Origin of the sequence: Vibrio glycogenivorans (assembly GCF_051660965.1) — a bacterium.
In the GTDB taxonomy this organism is placed as follows: domain Bacteria; phylum Pseudomonadota; class Gammaproteobacteria; order Enterobacterales; family Vibrionaceae; genus Vibrio.
This window is the reverse complement of sequence record NZ_JBPVIS010000020.1, coordinates 18318-39075: the sequence shown is the minus strand read 5'-3', so window position 1 is coordinate 39075 and position 20758 is coordinate 18318. Positions and strand designations below refer to the sequence as shown.

Below are 20758 nucleotides of genomic sequence, written 5' to 3'. Positions count from 1 at the left end.
TATTTAGTGCAGGGATTGATTTTGTCTCAAGTGGAAGCCAATGCTTTAACCGCTGAGGTGGTCGCCGAATATCTTCGTGATCACCCAGATTTCTTTTTATCACGTCCAGATTTGGTTGAGCGCCTTGCGCTTCCTCATCAAGACCAAGGTGCGGTTTCCTTAGTGCACGTTCAGTTGCAGCGTCAGCGTCAACGAATTGAAGAGCTTGAGGAAGAGATCACGGCACTGATGTCACTGGCTCGCCAGAACGATCAAACCTTTCATGACTTTATGAGCCTGCAAGAGCAGGTACTTAAAAGTCGCTCTATCGATGAGGCGATTAAGGCCATCGAGAGCTTAGCTCGCGATCTTGGGTTAAAGGCCTACATCAAGCTGGTGGAAGGCGAGAATCCTTCGGTGCAATTGGCCGCGGATGTTTTCCAACGTTTTGTGACCAACCATATCAATGGCAAGCCCGCCTATCTAGGTCGATTACGCCAGAGTGACCGCCACGCGCTGTTTAGTCAGGATGAGTGTGCCCCCGAGCTAGGCTCTTACGTGGTGCTGCCTCTTGGGTTTGGCAAGCCATACGGGCTACTGGCTTTTTCAAGTGACGATGGTGGCCATTTTCAGCCACAGATGGATACCTTATTCCTGCGTCATTTGGCATTGGTGTTTACCCACGTGATCAATACCCAACCTTGGCAAGCGGTGGTTTCGGATGAGCGAATCTGTCACACCACCGCCTAGCGAACTGCCCGCAGAGCTGCCAAGAGCCCTTGAGAAGTCGTTGCTGCGTTTCTATGAGTATTTACGCAGTGAAAAATCCCTCAGCCTTCATACTCAGCGCAATTACAAACAGCAGCTAGAAACAATGGCGCATCATCTCGTGCAGATGGGACTCAAAGATTGGTCCCAAGTCGATGCGGGGTGGGTGCGTCAACTGGCCAGTAAAGGGATGCGTGAGGGGATGAAACCAAGCAGTCTTGCGACCCGGCTTTCATCATTACGCAGCTTTTTTGATTTCTTAGTTTTGCGTGGCGAGCTTACTGCTAACCCTGCGAAGGGCGTCTCTGCCCCACGTAAACAGCGTCCCCTGCCAAAGAACCTTGATGTTGATGAGGTGGGCCAGCTTCTTGAGGTGGATGAGGATGATCCCTTGTCAATCCGCGACCGAGCCATGATGGAGTTGATGTACGGCGCTGGCTTGCGCTTGGCAGAGCTCGTCAGCATTGATGTGCGCGATATCTCCATGCGCGCCGGTGAGATCCGAGTGGTGGGTAAAGGAGATAAGGAGCGCAAAGTTCCTTTCTCTGGGCAAGCTCAAGAGTGGGTAGCACGCTGGCTTAAGGTGCGCTCTAGCCTACTGAAGGGCAATGAAAAGGCGCTGTTTATCTCAAAGCTTGGCCAGCGGATCTCCCATCGTAATGTGCAAAAGCGCATGGCGGAGTGGGGGCAAAAGCAGGCTGTCGCTAGCCATATTAGCCCGCACAAACTGCGCCATTCGTTTGCCACTCACGTACTAGAGTCGAGCAACAACCTGCGCGCGGTGCAAGAGCTTTTGGGACACGAGAATATCTCAACCACCCAAATCTACACCCACTTGGACTTCCAACACCTCGCTCAAGCGTACGACCAGGCTCATCCTCGAGCCAAGAAAAAGGATACCGATTGATGCTGTTTTACCGCTCTTTTGCCCCTATCAAGGCAATGACGTTTGACCTAGATGATACCTTGTATGACAACCGCCCAATCATCATGCGGGTGGAGCAGCAGGCAACGGCTTGGTTATTGCAGCAGCATCCGATTGCTCAGAGCCGTCCACTGGCGTGGTGGCAACAGCGCAAACGTCAGGTACTCAAACAAGCCCCGGAGCTTATCCACGATGTTACTCGCTGGCGTCATCGCCAGATTGAATCAGGCTTGTCTGAGCTTGGTTATGACGCGGAGCAAGCAAGGCTAGCGGCGGATGCCGCTATTGCCGAGGTATTGCGTTTGCGCAGTGACTTTACTGTGCCTGAGCAAAGCCATCGTGTGATGCGTGAGCTTGCTCGTCGCTACCCGTTGATTGCTATCACCAATGGCAACGTTGACGTTGAGCGGATTGGATTAGGGGAGTACTTTCAGCAGGTTTATCAAGCTGGGCCTGACGGTTTGAGCAAGCCCTATCCAGAGATGTTTAACAAAGCGATCGCGCACCTAGGCCTACCGGCTGGTGAGGTGTTGCACGTGGGTGATCATCTGCGTTCTGATGTGCTTGGTGCTCAGCATGCGGGCATGAGAACGTGCTGGATTAACGACCAAGGCGCGAACCTGCGCTCAGCCAAGTACGCTCGTGTGCTGCCCGATGTTGAGATCCACCACCTCGAGTCGCTACTCAGCCTTTAGCGCGTGACCGCTCTTGTCGGCTTGGTAGCTCGCCATATAAAAACCAAGAAACGGCGCAATCTGTTTGGCGCTGTCTCCATCACCTTCCACGCTTAACAGCTCAGCGACCACCTCCAAAGTACACAGATTGCCAGCGGATTGGTTGCGTCTTAATCGGTAGCCAGAGGCTTGATTGGTCGCGAGTTCCACCTTGGGTAGTGCTTGTAGCCAAGCGCTCTTATTGAGCATCTTTTTGGCTTCTTGCCAGGTGGCATCGATAACAATATACAGCGGCGGTACAGCCTTTAGAGTATTTAGATCATGATGATCCTTTTGCTCTAAAAGCTGACTATTCTCATCCGGAAAGACCACCAAGGGCCGATAATCACCACTCTTTATTTGTTCGATTAGCCGCTCGGGCGGGACCTTACGTTGCCAAACGTGAACCTCGCAGTGTGGCAGCATTTTGTGCGCCCAGCGCCCGGTATTGGTCTCTCGACTCAGCTCATTCTCATGCGTAAGCAGCGCAATATGAACATGGTTATCGAGCTTGGGCACCCTAGGACAGATACATTGGTGGATCAAGCCGCAGTTGCTGCACCTACTCACTACAGAAGTCATTGTTGAGGACTCGAGGTCGTTTGCTCAACGGCTTTGAACAGGGTCAGGCCCCCGTTGGCTATCGGATAGACTATATCGCTGACTTGCTCCTTATCCGCCTTAAGCATTTCACCCTCACGGGTAAAGATACGCTGTGAGACTAAGTGCTGTCGCTGGTGGCGCGTCATGGTCACCATCACTTGTTGATCGTTGAGCTGTTGCCAATAGCCCTGCTCGATGGTTGAGGGCTGGCCATCGAGGTACTCATAGGTGGTGCGAGCACTGTGATCGGCATTGAGCTCAAGGTGGATATTGAACTGTGGATTGTCGGTGGCAGCGGCTTGATATGCGCCGACCCACTCCAAGCTGTGATCTTGATTCGACAAGGTGGCACAGCCTTGGTAGTCCCTGTCCGCTAGAGACAGACTAGACTGCCAGCCATAGAGTGAATCACTCATACCATCACTACAAGCTTTTTGGGTTAGAGTTAGAGACTGACCCTTATCAAGGGTATACGAGCGCTGCTGTTGCGAGCTTTGCTGTGCTTTGATTGTGATTACGCTTGGCTCTTGTCCTATTTGGGCGAAGCTTAGCCCCTGAGGCTCAAAGCTTGCCGACCAAAAAGGTTCAGTGCCGAATGCGCGTGTGGGTCTAAGGTCTTGATTGCAGCGATTCGGATTCTCCGCACTAAGAATATTGACGGCGGTGACATTAAGCACGGCATCATAATCTGAATCAAAACCGTGATGACTTGGGGGAGTTAGGTAGCCAATAAGCTCGCCATATAAAGGCTGATATGGGCGAGCAGTCAGAGAGATGGCTTGCTCTCGCTGCTCAACTGGCAGATTGACCCAGTACTGCTGCTGACTGCCACAGGGCTTGATGGCGCGAGTTTCATGGCCAAGAACAACCTCACCACGAATGATAAAGGGCTGCGGTGCGATGGTTTCAGGGGCATCGAGACTGGCCATGATAGGAGCGACGCTGACCTCTTGGGTGTCGCTTGATGGCGCAGTGGAGCAGGCCTGAATAAGGACTAGAGTTGACAATGCCAGTGGGCTTCTTAGCGCCTTCATGATATATCTTCCCGACGAAATAATTAGATGGATAAGATTATGGCATATTGGTTATTCAAAACCGAACCAGATAGTTTCTCTATTGACAGCCTAAAGCAGCAAAAGGTTTCATGCTGGGAGGGCGTACGTAACTACCAAGCGCGTAATATGCTGCGCGATGAGGTAAAGCTCGGCGATGAGGTGCTTATCTATCACTCGTCCTGCAAACAGGTGGGGGTTGCTGGGATTGCCCAAGTCGTAAAGGAGTCTTATCCGGATCATTTTGCTTTTGATCCAACCAGTGAGGTTTATGACCCTAAGTCTCATCCAGACAATCCACGCTGGATGATGGTGGATATTGAATTTGTGCGCAAAACCCAGCGCTTGATCCCTCTTTCTGAGCTTAAGGCTCTCCCGGAACTGATCGAGTTACCTCTGGTTCGACGTGGTAATCGCCTGTCTGTGATGCCCGTTACCGAGCATGAATGGCAAGCTATCTTGGCGCAAGAGCATGGTTAGTTTCTAGCAAAAGAAAAGGCGATCGATGATCGCCTTTGGCGCAGAGCAGGCTAAGCGCATCATAGCTTGGGGGGGACTTAGCTCAGGAGCTGCTCTTGCAAGTACACGGCAACTGCATCATCCGCATTACTGCCGATCACGGTATTATTTGGCAGGGCGGTTTTGACCTTGTGGTGAGCATCGCCCATCACCAGTCCTTTACCTGCCATAGTCAACATCTCAACGTCGTTCATGCCATCACCAAAGGCAAGACAGTTCTCTAATTTTTTACCCAGTGAGGTTGCGATGACGTCTAGCGCCTCACCTTTCGATACATCCGCTGCCATGACCTCAAGACACCACGGGGTTGAGAAGGCGATATTAATTTGATTGCCAAAGTTGGCGATCAACTTATCTTCCAGTTTTACCAAGTAGTCATGGTCTTTATCAGGATGAGTGAAAAAGATCTTAGCAATGCCCTCATCTGGGGCTTGGTTGGCATCAAATAGCTGGTAGGTAAAGCCAGTCTCCTCGTGGAAGTTCTTTAGCAAACTATCCTCTTTATTCAGCATCCACTCCTCATTTTGATAAAGGTGGATGTAAAGGTTGGGGTCATCCTTAGCTAAATCCACCACGGACTGAACCAGAGACTGAGGGACATTCTTGCTGTACATCAATGTGTCGTTTTGGTCGTGAACACGGGCGCCGTTAGCGGTGATCATATACGCAGGTATACCGGCAATAGCGCGAATTCCGGCGACATCGACATGGTGACGACCGGTAGCAAAGATAAAGGTATAACCTTTTTGTGCCAGTTGCTTAAGTGTCTGTTTGGTAAAGTCACTCAGTTGGTGGTCAGGGGCAAGTAGGGTGCCATCTAAGTCTGAGGCAACAATCGAAAAAGGTGCGTTTGTCTTCATGGTTCTCTCATCATCACAGTGGATGAGTTGCCCCATCCAGATAGACGGGTAAGCCTTCACTTACCCGAGCCGTTGATGATTATCATAAGGGATAATTCACCTCAGAAAGAGGGTAAATATTTATTCAATCAGTTCCTCTTTTCCTGTACCACGAGCACTGGAAAAAAAAGCCAGTATGCTATTTAAAGTTGGCTGACGATACTGGTCCTGCTCGAACAGCAGTTCGTGACGCGCCCCGTTAATAACTTCAAATGCACAGTCTTTACGGGTTGTGGCGAGCTTGTGCATAAACTCATCTTGCGCTGTATTGGCGACGATTTGCTCCTCACCGGCCTGGAGCACAAGCAGTGGAACAGCAATCTTGTCGGTTTGCGCATGAATGGCTTTGATGGCCTTGAGGCTTTGCCAAACCCAGTGTGTGCTCGGTCCCCCTAGTCTGAGCTGGGGCATGGTGTCATACAGCTGACGAAACCAGTGATAGCGCACTTTACTTTGGGTCAAGCGATTGTCAGCAAAGGGCTTGGGGTAGTAAGGTTTGTGCCCAGGTGCATAGTGCGGGGTCTTAACCAGCCAGCTCATCAAACGCGTCAGCGGCAGTGCGATGGGAGCGAGATACTTGGGCATTTCTATTCCCATCATTGGCGCAGTTAAGGCGGCTGCGCAGAACGAGGAGGTTGGATGGGTTTGCAGATAGCGGGTGACAATCGCGCCGCCCATCGAATGACCGAGCAGGTAGCGATACTGGTAGCCTTTAAGGTCAAACAGCTCAATCAGTGCTGCTAGGTCATCAATATAGTCATCAAACTTCTCAACAAAGCCGATATCAAAATTTTGGGTCAGGCGTTGTGAGCTACCCTGACCGCGATGATCGTAAGAGTAAACGTCATAGCCTTGGTTCACGAGATCATAAATCAGCTCCTGATACTTCCAAAAGCTCTCTACGCGACCATTAACCAGCACGATCGCTTTATCGTGCTCAGGGCGAGTCATACTGCACCAAGCTAACTTCACACCATCTTTGGTGATGAACTGTCCCTGATTGCGCTGTTGCCACAGCTCGTTGATGGCGCCCTCAATATTGGTGTCAAAATGAGATTCTTGGCTGAGGGGCAGGGGATGGGATACGCACATATACTTGAGTTTATTCGCTTTGATTCTACAGACTGTAGTATATCGCTTGAGGCCTTGGCATGTTCAAGTCAATTTTTGTGCCGAAGAACGACAAACAGAAGAGATTGATATTCTGCTGAGCAGTTTGATGAAAGTTTTATGACGAAATCGACAATGGTCTTGTACAAGCCAAATAAAAGTGCTTATATATGCCCATCCGTATATGTGAATTTGAATTATGCTACCACATCAGTTTTTCAAACTACTCTCAGATGAAACCCGCGTGCGCTGCTTACTGCTGATTGCGCGCGAGGAAAACGGCATCTGTGTTGGTGAACTCACTGAAGCAATTCAAGAGAGCCAGCCGAAAGTGTCACGACACCTAGCGCAGCTACGCGCTCAGGGACTGGTTCGTGATGAGCGCCGTGGTCAATGGGTGTATTACCACTTGGCAGAGAATCTGCCGGGTTGGGCGAAAAAAGTAATTAACGATATTGCGGCTTCAAACTGCTTGAAGGCGGAGTATCAACAAGATTTAACTCGCTTGCAGGGCATGAATCGTGCCTCTTGCTGTGATTGATTTTTAACTCGAAAGAGAGAATGAGTGATGACAATTAAAGTCGGAATTAATGGTTTTGGTCGTATCGGTCGTCTGGCACTGCGTGCTGCTTTTGATTGGGAAGAGCTTGAGTTTGTTCTGATCAATGATGTTGCAGGTGACACCAATACACTGGCGCACTTACTGGAGTTCGATTCAGTACAGGGCCGCTGGCACCATGAAGTGACCACTGACGGTGATGAGATGATCATCGATGGTCAGCGCGTGAAAACCACTCGTGAGCGTGACATCGATGCAATTGACTGGTCTGGCTGTGATGTTGTGATTGAGTCAACGGGCGTTCATCGCAAAACAGAATTCTTGAATAAATACCTAGAGCAGGGCGTGAAGCGTGTTGTGGTATCGGCACCAGTAAAAGAAGACGGTATTGCTAATATCGTTGTCGGTGTTAACGATGACATCTTTGACCCAGCAGTACACAAAATTGTCACCGCTGCGTCTTGTACAACCAACTGCATCGCACCCGTTGTGAAGGTTATCCATGAGAAATTGGGTATCGAGCAGTCGTCTTTCACCACAATTCACGATCTGACTAACACGCAAACCATCCTAGATGCACCGCATAAGGATCTACGTCGTGCTCGTGCTTGTGGTATGAGCCTGATCCCGACTACGACTGGTTCAGCGAAAGCGATTGTTGAGATCTTCCCTGAGCTTGAAGGCAAGATCAATGGTCACGCGGTGCGTGTACCGCTAGCCAATGCATCGCTAACGGACATCATCTTTGATGTGAGCCGTGATACGACAGCAGAAGAGGTTAACGCACTGCTTAAAGAGGCTTCTGAGGGTGAGCTTAAAGGCATTCTTGGCTTTGAAGAGCGTCCGCTGGTTTCTATCGATTACAAGGGTGACCAACGCTCAACGATCGTTGATGCACTTTCAACCATGGTCGTTGGCGGCCGCATGGTGAAAGTCTACGCTTGGTACGACAACGAAATGGGTTACGCGACACGTACAGCAGAGCTGGTACGTAAAGTTGGTCTTGCATAAGGAATACAATAATGACACATCCAACATGGCAACTTGACCTCGACAAGGGCGCACTAATCCTAACGCCTTGTCCAGGTACTAAAGACGCAGATCTAGATACCTCACTAGCACAGCTGAAAGAGCAAGGTGTTGAGGCGATTGTGACTGCTCTTGATGATGCCGAGCTGGCAAGCAAAGATGTTGCCGCTCTTGGTGAAAAAGCACAAGCGCTAGGCATGCAGTGGTTCCAAATCGAGATTGAAGATGACTGCGCGCCAGGCGCGGACTTCGCTGCAAAATGGCAAGCGGCAAGCCCTGCTCTGCATGCGGTTGTAGATAACGGCGGCAAAGTAGCGATGCACTGCATGGGCGGCTCGGGCCGTACTGGGCTTCTGGCTGCGCACCTACTGCTAGAGAAAAACTGGCCACTAGACACTATCGTCGAACAGGTTAAGGCTCTGCGTCCAGGCGCATTTTCTAAGCCAGTTCAAGTTGACTACATTCAATCTGTAGCTAACTAAACTTACCTTTAAGAGCTTTTGGGTTGCTATGATCCAAAAGCTCTGTTCGCTCCTATTCGGTCGTTGATTATGATTGCTCAACTCGATAAAAGTATTCGCCAATACATCCTCGTTACCTTTAATTATTGGAACTTCACCCTTACCGACGGCGCGCTGCGTATGCTGGTGGTGTTGTACTTCCATGATCTTGGCTACAGCTCATTGGCGATTGCCTCGCTGTTCCTTTTCTACGAATTTTTTGGTGTCGTCACTAACCTGATTGGTGGTTGGCTAGGCGCGCGTCTGGGTCTGAATAAGACCATGAATATTGGTCTTGGCATGCAGATATTCGCCCTCGCAATGCTTGCCGTGCCGAGTGCGTGGTTGACTATTCCTTGGGTAATGGCGGCGCAAGCACTGTCTGGTATTGCCAAAGACCTCAACAAAATGAGCGCTAAGAGCTCGATTAAATCCCTGGTACCCGATGAGCAGCAAGGTTCATTGTATAAGTGGATTGCGATCTTAACGGGGTCAAAAAATGCACTTAAAGGTGCGGGTTTCTTCTTGGGCGGCGTGCTTTTGATGGCGTTTGGTTTCCAAACTGCTGTTGCAATAATGGCTGCGGTACTGGCTGCGGTACTGGTGTGTAGCTTGATCTTCCTCGAGAGTGACCTTGGAAAGGCAAAAAACAAGCCGAAGTTTAGCCAAATTTTTTCTAAGTCAGAGTCAATTAACATCCTGTCAGCGGCGCGTATGTTCTTGTTTGGCGCGCGTGATGTATGGTTTGTGGTCGCTCTGCCTATCTACCTTGGCAGTGTATTTGGCTGGGATCACCTCTGGGTCGGTGGCTTCTTAGCTTTGTGGGCCATCGCTTACGGGTTTGTCCAAGGGATTGCACCGCGCATCACTGGTAAGGCTGATGGCCGAGTGCCTAATGGTGGCGCAGCGCTGTTTTGGGCGGTGCTGCTTGCGGTGGTCACCGGTTTGATTGCGCTAGGGGTTCAATACGAGTGGCATCCTCAGTTTGTTATCGTTGTTGGCCTGTTGATCTTTGGTGCTATCTTCGCCGTCAACTCATCTCTGCACTCTTACTTGATCGTAAGTTATGCCAAGGGGGATGGTGTATCACTGGATGTCGGCTTCTATTACATGGCGAATGCCATGGGACGCTTGATTGGTACCGTACTGTCTGGATGGGTATTCCAGATGGCGGGTTTGGCGGCTTGTTTGTGGGTTTCTTTCGCCTTCTTAGTCTTAACCGCGTTGATCTCGATTAAGTTGCCACGAGTACGACCTGTCGCGACCGCATAGCCTCGATCTATTGACGATGAGTAAAGCTGACACAAGCCTGGCTTGGTCAGCTTTTTTTTTGTTGCTATAGTCGCTGCAGATTAATAATTCAAAGGCTTAGGTTTACCCATGCGACAACGAGTTCTGTGTTTTGATTTAATGCGCTGCGTCGCCGCTATTGCGGTGATTGCGATCCACGTTCTCGCCCCCTATCGCCACGAGTTGCACGCGATCCCTTTTGACCAATGGCTCACCGCGATTACCATTAATGGTCTAAGCCGCTGGGCTGTCCCCGTGTTTATCTTGATCTCCGGTGCGTTAATGCTCAGTGACACGCGCCCATTTGATCTGGGTTATTACGTCAAGCGGCGCCTCGGTAAGGTATTCATCCCTTTTGTCGTATGGTCGCTGTTTTATGCCATGCTGGCTGGGTGGAGTGCCCAGGGGTACGACTCACAAGTCACTGCTGAGGTGCTTGGTAGCAGTTTGACTCACGCTACTTATTATCATCTGGGTTTTTTCTACTACTTCATTCCACTCTACTTTGTGATCCCATTGTTTCAGTGGGGGCTGCGCCACTATGGTGAGTCCTTTCTAGTCTCCTATGTTGGCCTGTGGGGACTGACCAGTTTACTGTTTTTACTGCGTATAGATGGTCCATGGAGTAATCAGTTGTGGCTATTTAGTGGCTACCTGCCTCTGGGGTATCTGTTATTAAACCGATTTAATCTCAGTGCGAGAAATACCGCGGTGGTGGGGACTTTAGGCGTAGCGTCCTTGCTGTTGACCGTCACCATGGTCGTTTATCTGAGCCTGACACACGGTGAGTACACCTTTGAGCGATGGCTATCCTACAAAACCCTCAATGTGGTCTTGGCGGCAAGCATGGTGTTTGTTGTCTGTCGATATGCTGGTGAGAGTTTGTCCCCGAATCTCCAAAGAATGGTCAGCCTTATCAGTCGTTACAGCTTAGGTATCTATATTCTTCACCCTATCTTTCTTTGGCCAATGAATGAGTATGGCTGGTATCAAGGTCATCCACTGTGGGTGATACCGGTATGGGTGGTGCTCAGTAGCGCCGGGGCTCTGGGTGTCAGTTGGTGCATGGCGCGCTCTAGATGGACACGCTGGCTCCTGCCTTAGCGTGTCAGAGCGAAATGGACAAATTTATCACCCTGGTAGGTTAGGCTTCCTTTATCACCTGGATTGAGGGCATGGTAGTAGTGAACGCCAACTTGAAATTCGCGTTTAGGGCCTAAATGGCCCTTTTGTACGTAAATCCAATACTCTTGAGCCTCTTGCCCTACCTGCAGAGACTCAAGTGCCACATCGAATGCTTGCTTATCTAGGACAGTGACCTCGATAGTCTTTTTCTCGGCCTTGGTGCCTTGAAGGTGCTGATTGGTCAAGCGCCAGCACAGCCAAGCCGCAATGGTGGCGAGTAAACCCATGATCATAAATAGCGATATTGGCATAGCGTCCCTCTCCCTGTTGGCGTCTACCCAAGCAAATCACCGCAACGGAATTTTGAGGTTACTTGGATACAGAGAATATTACTCACCATGTTAATCAATAGAAGCACACAGGGGACATTTCGTGATATATATCTATCTGACAATAAAGAAATATTGCTGAAATGTTACCCATGGATACTGGGTGAAGCACACAGTTATCGACAAAAATACTCGAATTCTTCTTATAGCTGGTGAAAAATTAGGGAATGGACAACATGAGTGAGGGAGGTTGCTATGTCTGATATTGAGAATGTGGTTATCCGCACTCGACGATTGGAAAAACTGCTACGTGCGCAATATCACGCCGAGGGTCGAGGTTTGCATCAACTGATCACGAGTTGTGAGGAGCGCCTGCCACATGATGTGATTGGCAAGTTGCGTTTTATCGCGACGATTCGCAACAAGGTTGTTCATGAGGAGGATTTCGCCTTTGATGAGATTGATGACTTTTTCAAAACTTGCGACAGCTGCGAGCAAGAGTTGACCCCACGCAGTGAGCGCTTTATTTGGCGCGCTGCTTTTTGGTTGATGGCGCTCTTCACCTTGTTGGCGTTGGTGTTTAACTATCTGCACTGGGATGTGTTTGAGCGCTTGTTATAACTCAGTCCTCACCCAATCAATCTGCCAATTTGTCGCTGTTCACGGCATCCAAACTGCTCAATTATCCGTCAAGATTAAGTCAATTCGAACTACAAAGATCGAAGTTTTCAATACCACGGCTGGACTTAAGGTCTACGCTTTTTACACTGGCGGTCTGATTGAAGATTAGGTGGTGGCTATGTGGTTCTGGTTTACATTTGCGTTATCGGGTTTGGTTGGCAGTGATGCAGCGCTGGAACGCAAGGTCACCCGAGCGATTACCTTCAAGGTATTTGCTTATACTTGCCTAGTCTACGCTTTGTTGCAAGCCAGCGTTGGAGAGAGCTTTATTGGGCTGGTGGCGATGGTCGGTGTCTTAACCAGTCTGGTTGCTGATATATTGTTGTTTGTCCAGCAGCGTTTTCGCCTTAGTTTTGTCTTGATCGCCGGAGCCCTATTACTCTACGGCTGGGCGCTTTGGCTGCGAGTGGGGACGCCGACTTTTTCATGGCTACCTGCTTTGCTGTTTGCGCTGGCGATCGTATTGTTCTTACTCTTCCTACCTCGTTTGGGCCGAGCCTGGATACCTGCCGCCGCGATTACTCTGACATCGATACAGCTTGCATGGGCTGCTATTGAGTGGTGGATGATAAGCGCTCAAATTGCAACAGTGTTGGGGGTTATCGGGGGCTTTCTCATCCCTATTGTCGCGATTTTGCTTGGCTTAAAACATACGCAAAATAGCCTTTGGCGTGAGCCCCGTGTGAGCGCGGCAATCTATTTACTCGCCAATGGTTTGATTATCGCCTCTCTCTTGGTGTAACTGCATCACACATGAATTTCTGAGCGGTTACTCGCTTCACGGTAGGTTCATTATTACCTTTAGGGTAAGATGTGCGCGAAATTAGTGGAGGAAACTATGTCTCAACAAACCATGTCTCAAGAAACTATGCCGCAGGAAAACATGTCTAAAGAAATTCATGCTCATAAAATCCTAAATCAGTTACGCGAACAGCCGATGTCACGCGAGGCCCTGCAGCAGTGGGTTGAACACAGTTTTGGCACTCAAGTTCAATTCCGTACCTGTAAGCTCAATGGCTTTAGTTTGGATGAGCTATTAGCGTTTTTCGATCAGCGCAGCAAAGTGATTGAGATTGATGGGCAATTGCACATTAATGAAGCTAATGTGTGTCGCCACCATTAATCCCTTTTCTTTAATTTAGACCCGAGTACAACCATGGATCTTATCGCCGCCACCACCATGTTATTTTTAATCATCGACCCATTTGGCAATCTGCCAGTATGGACCTCGGTGCTTCGTCACCTGCCAAAATCAAGGCGGGTGGTCGTACTATGGCGAGAGCTTGTTATCGCCCTGATCATTATGATGACCTTCCTTTGGTCGGGCGAATCGATCCTGAACTTCTTAAGCCTGAGCCCACAAGCGGTGTCGATCAGTGGTGCACTTATCCTGCTGATTGTGAGTCTTAAGATGATTTTTCCTTCTCCGAGTTCACCGATCGTGGCCGCGGGTGAAGAGCCGTTTATTGTACCTCTTGCCACGCCTATGTTGGCAGGCTCAAGCCTACTGGCTACCTTGATCCTGCTCGCTCAACAAGACACGGAAAGAATGTTTGAGTGGTCACTGTCGGTATTTATCGCTTGGTTTATCTCCGCCCTGATCTTAGCTGGGGGAGAGTACATCGAAAAATTGGTCGGTGAGAAGTTCCTCAAGGCCATTGAGCGCTTGATGGGGATGCTACTGCTGATGATCGCAGTGCAGATGTTTATGAACGGGATTGAGATCTTCTTACAGAATATCTAACGGCTGCAGTTTTTACTACACGCAGCGGAGTTAAGTGAGCGAGCCTTCGGGGCTCGCTCATTGGTAAAGTCGCTACTTTGAGGCTGAGGGCATACTCAGCTCGGCGGCATATTTGTACTTAATGCCAAGAAGGCCAAACACGCCAAAGATAAAGATCGCTAACTTGTCGGCCAGAGTTAGGCTGACGCGCTTTGATAGCGCGGTGATGAAAATTGCCGATTGCATCGCATGCATCAACACCATAAACCCTAATATCACATACAGCATCAGCGCCAGTTTTTCTGGGTAGGGATAAACAAAGTTACTCAGTAAAACCCCCCATACGGCCAGAAACAGCCCCTTCGCTGCTAAGATTAACCATTTCATGACACGACTTCCCGCTGATAAAGTTTGAATGCCACTTGGCCTGCTTGCTTCTCTCGATGCAGTGACCATGAGGCTGGCGTATTGGCGACGTTGAGTGACTTCTCCGTCTCGAGGTAGATCATGGCATCGTTGCTCAGCCAGCCATTACTCTCGAGCAGGGATAAGCACTCATCAACCAGGCCTTGGTGGAACGGCGGGTCAATAAAAACCACATCGTGCGGCGTGCCAGGTCGCTTGAGGTATGCAAGTGCATCACCTTGGATAACTTCAATGTTATCAGCTTTTAGAGTCGCCACGTTGGTTTTGAGTTGCTGAAAGGCTTTGCTGTTCAGCTCGAGCATCGTCACGCGCTCAGCCTGCCTTGATGCTGCCTCGAACCCAAGCCCGCCTGAGCCAGCAAAAACATCGAGACATTTTGCGTGTGGGATATCTTGTGCCAGCCAGTTAAATACGGTCTCTTTGACTCGGTCTGTGGTGGGACGTAATCCCTCGGCATCATGCACCGGAAGCTTTCGCCCGCGCCACAGGCCGCTGATAATGCGAATAGAGCCCAAAGAAGCTTGTTTTTGTGATGAATTTTGCTGGCGTCGTCTTACCATAGATTTTTTGACCGCTAATTAAGTGTTACTATAACCAGTCGCTCAAGCTTTGTTCATCTTGAGCGCTAAAGTGGTGTTATCGGGTAAAGTGTACCTGTAAATCCTAGTAAAGAGTATGACTGAGCAAGGATTTCCGGCAGGGTCACTGGCTATTAAAGGCCCGTAGGCACTCAACATTCAAACAGATTTAACCGTGATGGTCTAAAATCGCAGGCAAGTTGCGTTAGACCGCATCACGAGAGACAGACCACGAGTAGCAAACCATCGTGTGACGAACCACGTGTGACGAACCATTAATTACACAACATTTAGAGATAGATCTAGGATATTCCCCAAAATGGCAGAGAAGAAAAAGCGCGGATTACTTTCTTGGTTAGGCTTTGGCGATGAAGAGCAGACAAAGCCTGAGTCAGCAGTTGAAGAGACCACTACGCAGAGTGATGAGCCCGTAGAAGAGAGTGTTGCTGAATCAAGCCAAGACCTAGACACTGAAGAAGCAGAAGCAGAAGCAGAAGCAGAAGCAGAAGCAGAAGCAGAAGCAGAAGCAGAAATCGAACCTCAACCGGTTGCGATCCAAGAAGAGGTGCAAGAGAAGCCGACCGAGAGCTTTTTTGCCCGTCTAAAACGCAGCCTAGCGCGCACGAAAGCCAATATTGGTGCGGGCTTCTTCGGCCTATTCAAAGGCAAAGAGATCGATGATGACCTGTTCGAAGAGCTAGAAGAGCAGCTACTGATGGCTGACGTGGGGATGGATACCACCCTTAAGATCATCGATAGCCTGACGGAAAAGGCATCTCGCCAAGACTTAAAAGATGGTGAAGCGCTGTATGGCCTGCTTAAGCAGGAGATGGCCGATATCTTAACCACAGTTGAACAGCCGCTTGAAGTGGATACTAGCAAGAGTCCATACGTGATTTTGATGGTCGGTGTGAATGGCGTGGGCAAAACTACCACCATCGGTAAGCTAGCTAAGCAGTTCCAAGCGCAAGGCAAAAAAGTCATGCTAGCGGCGGGTGATACCTTCCGCGCGGCGGCCGTTGAGCAGCTTCAGGTTTGGGGACAACGAAATGATGTCCCTGTGATTGCCCAGCACACGGGAGCAGATAGTGCCTCTGTGATTTACGATGCAATTGAAGCGGCGAAAGCGCGAGGCGTTGATGTCGTGATTGCCGATACTGCCGGTCGCCTACAAAACAAGAGCAATCTGATGGAAGAGCTGCGTAAGATTGTGCGCGTGATGCAGAAAGTCGATGGCAGCGCGCCACATGAGATCATGTTGACGCTGGATGCGGGCACCGGACAAAACGCGATTAGCCAAGCTAAGCTGTTTTCGGACGTTGCGCCATTGACAGGCATTACGCTAACCAAGCTAGATGGAACGGCCAAGGGTGGGGTTATCTTTGCGCTGGCTGACCAGTTCCAGATCCCGATTCGTTATATCGGTGTGGGTGAGGGTATCGATGACCTGCGCCCATTTGAGACGCAAGAGTTTATTGATGCTCTGTTTAGTCGCGACGAGTAGCAGCCGTTTTCGTGCGATAACGGCTTTGCGCAATAAATAAGGATAGCCAGTGATTAAATTCCAGCAGGTCAGCAAGGCATATCGTGGCGGGCGTCAGGCGCTGCAAAAGGTCGACTTTCACCTGCAGCCAGGTGAAATGGCCTTTCTTGGTGGACACTCAGGAGCAGGTAAAAGCACACTGCTCAAGCTCATTTGTGCGCTTGAGCGTCCATCGGATGGCAAGGTGTGGTTTAACGGCCACGATATCTCGCGAATTTCCAATCGCGATATACCATTTTTGCGCCGCCATATAGGTATTGTTTTTCAAGACCATCGCTTGTTGATGGATCGCAGTGTTTATGACAATGTCGCGCTGCCGATGCGTATCGAATCCTATAATGAGGAAGAGATCAAACGTAGAGTGAGTGCTGCGCTAGATAAAGTGGGTTTGCTGGATAAAGCCCGCTGCTTACCGACACAGCTCTCTGGTGGCGAGCAGCAGCGAGTGGGAATTGCCCGTGCTGTGGTAAACAGACCAACCGTCTTACTGGCGGATGAGCCTACAGGTAACCTTGACTCTGAGTTATCACAGCGCATTCTTGCTCTATTTGAGGAGTTTAACCGTGCGGGGGTGACTATCTTGGTTGCCACGCATGACGTAAACATTGTCAGCTCTCGACCGCAGTATCGGCGCTTAGAGTTAAACCAAGGCTTTTTGAGTGAGGTACATGATCATGGCGGCTAATCTGCGCAATAAGAGCTCGGTCAACAGTCGCTCAAAGCGTACCCCAAGTGCACGTACTCAGACGGATGGCTTTTTTAAAACCCACTACAAGCAGGCAAAGCAGGCGTGGCTGGATCTCTGGCGCCGACCGCTTGGAAACCTGCTCACCTTAGCCGTGATCTCTTTGGCTTTAGCGCTACCAGCGTGCCTCTATCTACTCGGCAAGAACATTGCGCTGGCATCCAATCAGGTTGTGACCAGCTCGCAAGTCAGTGCGTTTTTGCAAGAACAATTGCCTGACGCTCGCGCGATGGTAATTAAAGATGAGATCGAAAGTTGGTCGATGGTTGAGGGGGTCGAGTACATCTCCTCTCAGCAAGGGCTGGCTGACTTGAGTAATTATAGTGGCTTTGACCATGCGATTGAGCTGCTTGATGGCTTTTCTCTACCTGGGGTGTTTGTTGTTTCGCCTACGCTAGAGGATAGCGTCACCGTCGATGCCATTGTCGCGCGACTTCGTCAGCAGCAAGAAATTGCTGAAATCCGGGTCGATGAAGATTGGTTAAGTCGGCTTGAGGCGATTCGTCACCTTGCGAATGGCGTGATCACGGTGCTATCGGTATTGATGCTCAGTTCAGTCTTCTTGATTATTGGTAACACCTTGCGTTTTAACGTGCTGGCGAACAAAGAAGAGATCCAGACCATGAAACTGATTGGTGCGACTGACAGCTTTATTTTGCGTCCCTACCTATATTCAGGTCTGTGGTATGGTTTTTTGGGGGCGATGGCAGCATGGCTGGTTACTTTAATCATCAGCTTATCACTGGATACTGCGGTTGAGAGTCTTGCGAGTCTGTATGACAGCCAATATCGCATTTTGGGGCTGAGTTGGGATGAATCTTTGCTGCTCTTGATGTTAGGTACGTTTATTGGTTGTATCGCGGCAAAATTATCTGCTCAGCGTCATCTAAAAGACATTGAACCTGTGTAATCTTTTTCGGTCTTAGTTAACAGATCATTTTGCTCGGCTTGTTTTCGCCGATATATTGTGCATAATGATCAATCGCTCCTCAATCGCACTGGTCGAAACGTGTGCAAGTCAGGAGTTATTCATAGTCAACCTTGGTGAGGAAGTGAATGGCAACAACAGCATATCCAATGGCGGCAGTAACGCAAGATAGCCTAGACAGCTATATCCAGTCAGTGAACAGCTATCCAATGCTGACCGCAGACGAGGAGCGTGAGCTCGCTGAGCGATTGCACTACAAGGGCGAAATCGACGCGGCAAAAGGTTTGATCCTGTCGCATCTGCGATTCGTCGTTCACGTAGCTCGTGGTTATTCTGGCTATGGCCTGCCAATGGCAGACTTAGTTCAAGAGGGCAACATCGGTCTGATGAAGGCGGTGAAACGCTTTAACCCAGAAGTGGGTGTAAGACTGGTGTCATTTGCAGTGCACTGGATCAAAGCAGAGATCCATGAGTATGTGTTGCGCAACTGGCGCATCGTCAAGATCGCGACCACCAAGGCGCAACGTAAGCTGTTCTTCAACTTGCGCAAGTCTAAAAAGCGCTTGGGGTGGTTTAATAATGGCGAGGTTGAGACGGTTGCTAAAGAGCTTGGTGTAGAGCCTTCTGAAGTCCGTGAAATGGAATCTCGTCTTGCTGCGCAAGATGCTGCCTTTGAGCTCACTGTGGATGATGATGACTCGTCATCGGTTTCTACTGCACCGGTACTTTATCTTGAGGATAAGTCCTCTGATCTGGCCGATAACGTGGAAGCTGAGAACTGGGAATCGCACACCAACAATCGCCTTTCTATGGCACTGGCGAGCCTAGATGAGCGCAGTCAGCACATTGTTCGCTCACGTTGGTTAGATGATCAGAAAGCGACTCTTCAGGATCTCGCCGATGCCTACGGTGTTTCGGCTGAGCGTATTCGACAGCTGGAGAAGAATGCGATGAAGAAGCTGAAGTTGGCTGTTGGTGAGTTCTAGTCCCAGCCCAAATCAAATTTGAGAAGAGCGGCAAGGTTGAAAGACCTTGCCGTTTTTTTATGCCCGCCTTGTTCTACAGCACGTCGCTACCGGGTTCTAAATCCTGCCAACACACCGAAATCCTTGCCTACTGCGGGACTTCTTTAGCTTGCACTCCATGAGCGTGTTTTCTCGCCGTTATGATCACACGATAAGAGATGATCGAAAAGTTGTTGTGGTGAGTATATTTAGCTGTGAATAACTTTGTGAGTTAATTATTTGATCATTGTAAAAAACTCGGTCATATCTAGCCTCAAAGGGGATTTTTGCACTGGGGATAAATTCCAGCTTAAGCACAGTTTTGTCATGATCATCACTACATATTGTGGATCATTTTTATTGATCATACCTTATCAACGCAATCCACAGCTTTATCCACAAGAGGTGGATTTTTCATCACTGGTGGATAAGATTAGTTGCGCAAACGCTGTCCTTGCCTTTGGATAGTGTTAAACTGATGAGCGTTAACTGTTTGACGTGAAAGAGTACAAATGGACCAATTTTTACATATTGATGTCGCCTCGGCGCAGCGTTTGATAGAAGAGCGAAAGGCGTTTCTTGTGGATATCCGTGACCCACAATCATTTTCTGTATCACATCCGGTAAATGCGTTTCATCTTACCAATGACAGCATGACCACGTTTATGGATCAGGTAGAGTTTGATACCCCAATTTTGGTCATGTGTTACCACGGTATCAGTAGTCAGGGCGCCTCACAGTACTTGGTTAACCAAGGATTCGATGAGGTTTATAGCATTGATGGTGGGTTTGAGGCTTGGCATCGAGCTAACCTGCCGACAGAGAGTATGTGTTGATATGCGCCGATTGATTGTTCTGTCCAACCCGAGGCAAGCCCAAGCCTTCATCGACTACATGGCAACGCGCAAGGTAGAAGTTAACATGATGCCAGAGGGCGAGGGCATGTTCGCTCTATGGCTTAGTGATGAATCTCAATTAATGTGGGTGGAAGAAGAGCTGCAGCAGTTTATGTCAGATCCCTATCATCAGCGCTACCAGGCGGCTTCGTGGGAGGTTGCGGAAACTCGCCGCTCGTCATTTCGCTACGCCACTCCGAGCATGATGAACATGCTCAAGGCCAAAGCAGGGCCAGTCACTCTAATCATTATGCTGATCTGTGGGGTGGTGTTTTTCGCCCAGCAGATGGGGCTTGGTCGCACTGTTTTTGGCTTGCTTCATTTTCCGGCGTTTGAGGGGCAACAGCTTCAGCTATGGCGCTGGTTTACTCACGCTTTGTTGCATTTCTCAGTCATGCATGTGGCGTTTAATGCCCTGTGGTGGTGGCAGTTAGGCGGGGACGTCGAGTTGCAACTTGGCTCTCGGCCGCTACTCAAGCTCTTTTTCGTTAGTGCCGCGGTATCCGGAGCGGCTCAGTATTGGGCTGAGGGCGCCAATTTTGGCGGTCTGTCTGGGGTGGTCTATGCCCTGGTTGGCTATGTGTGGGTGCTGTCGAACAAGGCGCCTCAACTTGGCGTCCATATGCCAAAACCCGTGTTTGTCTTTATGATTGTCTGGTTGGTGCTCGGCTTTATTCAGCCTTATATGGCGATTGCCAATGCGGCGCATCTAGCAGGCTTAATCTGCGGATTAGCGATGGGGTTTGTCGAGAAAAGTCGCTATCAAAAAGGGGCCTAGCGGCGCTTTTGAGCAGGGGGGAAGCGAGAACAATGCCTCTCAGTGCGTGCACAAGC

General features: G+C 49.6%; 26 protein-coding genes. 19 read left to right on the top strand and 7 right to left on the bottom strand.

Features of this window, described 5'->3' with window-relative positions; all coding sequences use genetic code 11:
• Window positions 1-21: 21 nt before the first annotated feature.
• Genes ACSTTG_RS22640 through yigB form a run of 3 tightly spaced genes read left to right on the top strand, consistent with a single transcriptional unit; the run spans window position 22 to window position 2367 of the window.
• On the top strand, window positions 22-729 hold the full coding sequence (locus ACSTTG_RS22640) for a DUF484 family protein (protein ID WP_438461164.1): 708 nt from the start codon (window positions 22-24) through the stop codon (window positions 727-729).
• Window positions 701-1654, top strand: a complete 954-nt coding sequence (gene xerC, locus ACSTTG_RS22635) for a tyrosine recombinase XerC (protein ID WP_438461163.1) — start codon at window positions 701-703, stop codon at window positions 1652-1654. Before ACSTTG_RS22640 ends, xerC begins: the two co-directional genes overlap by 29 nt.
• Window positions 1654-2367, top strand: coding sequence for a 5-amino-6-(5-phospho-D-ribitylamino)uracil phosphatase YigB (yigB, locus tag ACSTTG_RS22630; RefSeq protein WP_438476436.1), 714 nt, complete (start codon window positions 1654-1656; stop codon window positions 2365-2367). The genes xerC and yigB overlap by 1 nt, the downstream gene beginning before the upstream one ends.
• Here yigB and ACSTTG_RS22625 read toward each other — a convergent pair.
• Complete coding sequence (locus ACSTTG_RS22625; RefSeq protein WP_438476434.1) at window positions 2353-2955, bottom strand: tRNA-uridine aminocarboxypropyltransferase; 603 nt, start codon at window positions 2953-2955, stop codon at window positions 2353-2355. The two genes, yigB and ACSTTG_RS22625, sit on opposite strands and share 15 nt — an antisense overlap.
• Window positions 2956-2963: 8 nt before the next feature.
• Entirely contained in the window at window positions 2964-4022 is a 1059-nt protein-coding gene (locus ACSTTG_RS22620) for a COG3650 family protein (protein ID WP_438476433.1), read from the bottom strand.
• Between the two features lie 39 nt (window positions 4023-4061).
• Between ACSTTG_RS22620 and ACSTTG_RS22615 the strand changes: the two genes are divergently transcribed.
• On the top strand, window positions 4062-4520 hold the full coding sequence (locus tag ACSTTG_RS22615) for an EVE domain-containing protein (RefSeq protein ID WP_438476432.1): 459 nt from the start codon (window positions 4062-4064) through the stop codon (window positions 4518-4520).
• 77 nt (window positions 4521-4597) lie between these two features.
• Here ACSTTG_RS22615 and ACSTTG_RS22610 read toward each other — a convergent pair whose 3' ends face one another.
• Together ACSTTG_RS22610 and ACSTTG_RS22605 are read right to left on the bottom strand one after the other, a co-directional pair.
• Window positions 4598-5419 (bottom strand): Cof-type HAD-IIB family hydrolase, encoded by an 822-nt coding sequence (locus tag ACSTTG_RS22610; protein ID WP_438461158.1) that lies wholly within the window; start codon window positions 5417-5419, stop codon window positions 4598-4600.
• Window positions 5420-5539: 120 nt separating this feature from the next.
• A complete protein-coding gene (locus ACSTTG_RS22605) occupies window positions 5540-6550 on the bottom strand; it encodes an alpha/beta fold hydrolase (protein ID WP_438476430.1) in 1011 nt (336 codons plus the stop codon).
• Window positions 6551-6767: 217 nt separating this feature from the next.
• Between ACSTTG_RS22605 and ACSTTG_RS22600 the strand changes: the two genes are divergently transcribed.
• From ACSTTG_RS22600 to ACSTTG_RS22580, 5 genes are all read left to right on the top strand, one after another.
• Window positions 6768-7109: a metalloregulator ArsR/SmtB family transcription factor gene (locus ACSTTG_RS22600; RefSeq protein WP_438461156.1), complete on the top strand. Its 342-nt coding sequence runs from the start codon at window positions 6768-6770 to the stop codon at window positions 7107-7109.
• Window positions 7110-7136: 27 nt separating this feature from the next.
• Window positions 7137-8138, top strand: coding sequence for an ArsJ-associated glyceraldehyde-3-phosphate dehydrogenase (locus tag ACSTTG_RS22595; protein ID WP_438476428.1), 1002 nt, complete (start codon window positions 7137-7139; stop codon window positions 8136-8138).
• Window positions 8139-8149: 11 nt separating this feature from the next.
• A complete protein-coding gene (locus ACSTTG_RS22590) occupies window positions 8150-8638 on the top strand; it encodes a cyclin-dependent kinase inhibitor 3 family protein (RefSeq protein WP_438476427.1) in 489 nt (162 codons plus the stop codon).
• 69 nt (window positions 8639-8707) lie between these two features.
• A complete protein-coding gene (gene arsJ / locus ACSTTG_RS22585) occupies window positions 8708-9928 on the top strand; it encodes an organoarsenical effux MFS transporter ArsJ (protein WP_438476426.1) in 1221 nt (406 codons plus the stop codon).
• 108 nt (window positions 9929-10036) lie between these two features.
• Window positions 10037-11050 (top strand): acyltransferase, encoded by a 1014-nt coding sequence (locus ACSTTG_RS22580; RefSeq protein WP_438476425.1) that lies wholly within the window; start codon window positions 10037-10039, stop codon window positions 11048-11050.
• Here the strand turns inward: ACSTTG_RS22580 and ACSTTG_RS22575 are convergent.
• Complete coding sequence (locus ACSTTG_RS22575; RefSeq protein ID WP_438476424.1) at window positions 11047-11382, bottom strand: DUF2500 domain-containing protein; 336 nt, start codon at window positions 11380-11382, stop codon at window positions 11047-11049. The two genes, ACSTTG_RS22580 and ACSTTG_RS22575, sit on opposite strands and share 4 nt — an antisense overlap.
• A 273-nt stretch (window positions 11383-11655) precedes the next feature.
• On the opposite strand from ACSTTG_RS22575, the gene ACSTTG_RS22570 reads away from it, so the two are divergent.
• The 4 genes from ACSTTG_RS22570 (at window position 11656) to ACSTTG_RS22555 (ending at window position 13825) form a co-directional block, all read left to right on the top strand.
• On the top strand, window positions 11656-12021 hold the full coding sequence (locus ACSTTG_RS22570; protein WP_438461150.1) for a DUF4145 domain-containing protein: 366 nt from the start codon (window positions 11656-11658) through the stop codon (window positions 12019-12021).
• A 178-nt stretch (window positions 12022-12199) separates the two neighbouring features.
• Window positions 12200-12823 carry a lysoplasmalogenase family protein gene (locus tag ACSTTG_RS22565; RefSeq protein WP_438461149.1) on the top strand — a complete coding sequence of 208 codons (624 nt, stop codon included), beginning with the start codon at window positions 12200-12202 and terminating at the stop codon, window positions 12821-12823.
• A gap of 96 nt (window positions 12824-12919) precedes the next feature.
• Window positions 12920-13204: a YecH family metal-binding protein gene (locus tag ACSTTG_RS22560; RefSeq protein WP_438476422.1), complete on the top strand. Its 285-nt coding sequence runs from the start codon at window positions 12920-12922 to the stop codon at window positions 13202-13204.
• Window positions 13205-13237: 33 nt separating this feature from the next.
• On the top strand, window positions 13238-13825 hold the full coding sequence (locus tag ACSTTG_RS22555) for a MarC family protein (protein ID WP_438461147.1): 588 nt from the start codon (window positions 13238-13240) through the stop codon (window positions 13823-13825).
• Between the two features lie 72 nt (window positions 13826-13897).
• On the opposite strand, the gene ACSTTG_RS22550 is transcribed toward ACSTTG_RS22555, so the two are convergent.
• Complete coding sequence (locus ACSTTG_RS22550; RefSeq protein ID WP_438461146.1) at window positions 13898-14191, bottom strand: DUF1145 domain-containing protein; 294 nt, start codon at window positions 14189-14191, stop codon at window positions 13898-13900.
• Entirely contained in the window at window positions 14188-14790 is a 603-nt protein-coding gene (gene rsmD / locus ACSTTG_RS22545; RefSeq protein WP_438476421.1) for a 16S rRNA (guanine(966)-N(2))-methyltransferase RsmD, read from the bottom strand. The genes ACSTTG_RS22550 and rsmD overlap by 4 nt, the downstream gene beginning before the upstream one ends.
• 337 nt (window positions 14791-15127) lie before the next feature.
• On the opposite strand from rsmD, the gene ftsY reads away from it, so the two are divergent.
• The 6 genes from ftsY (at window position 15128) to glpG (ending at window position 20702) form a co-directional block, all read left to right on the top strand.
• The gene (gene ftsY, locus ACSTTG_RS22540) at window positions 15128-16312 is read left to right on the top strand and encodes a signal recognition particle-docking protein FtsY (protein WP_438476420.1); all 1185 of its coding nucleotides are present in this window, start codon (window positions 15128-15130) and stop codon (window positions 16310-16312) included.
• Window positions 16313-16361: 49 nt separating this feature from the next.
• On the top strand, window positions 16362-17036 hold the full coding sequence (gene ftsE / locus ACSTTG_RS22535) for a cell division ATP-binding protein FtsE (protein WP_438461143.1): 675 nt from the start codon (window positions 16362-16364) through the stop codon (window positions 17034-17036).
• Entirely contained in the window at window positions 17026-18006 is a 981-nt protein-coding gene (ftsX, locus tag ACSTTG_RS22530) for a permease-like cell division protein FtsX (RefSeq protein ID WP_438461142.1), read from the top strand. Before ftsE ends, ftsX begins: the two co-directional genes overlap by 11 nt.
• Before the next feature lie 146 nt (window positions 18007-18152).
• A complete protein-coding gene (gene rpoH, locus ACSTTG_RS22525) occupies window positions 18153-19010 on the top strand; it encodes an RNA polymerase sigma factor RpoH (RefSeq protein WP_438461141.1) in 858 nt (285 codons plus the stop codon).
• A 530-nt stretch (window positions 19011-19540) separates the two neighbouring features.
• Window positions 19541-19864: a thiosulfate sulfurtransferase GlpE gene (gene glpE / locus ACSTTG_RS22520; protein WP_438461140.1), complete on the top strand. Its 324-nt coding sequence runs from the start codon at window positions 19541-19543 to the stop codon at window positions 19862-19864.
• 1 nt (window position 19865) lies between these two features.
• Window positions 19866-20702 carry a rhomboid family intramembrane serine protease GlpG gene (glpG, locus tag ACSTTG_RS22515; protein ID WP_438476419.1) on the top strand — a complete coding sequence of 279 codons (837 nt, stop codon included), beginning with the start codon at window positions 19866-19868 and terminating at the stop codon, window positions 20700-20702.
• The last annotated feature ends 56 nt before the right edge of the window (window positions 20703-20758 follow it).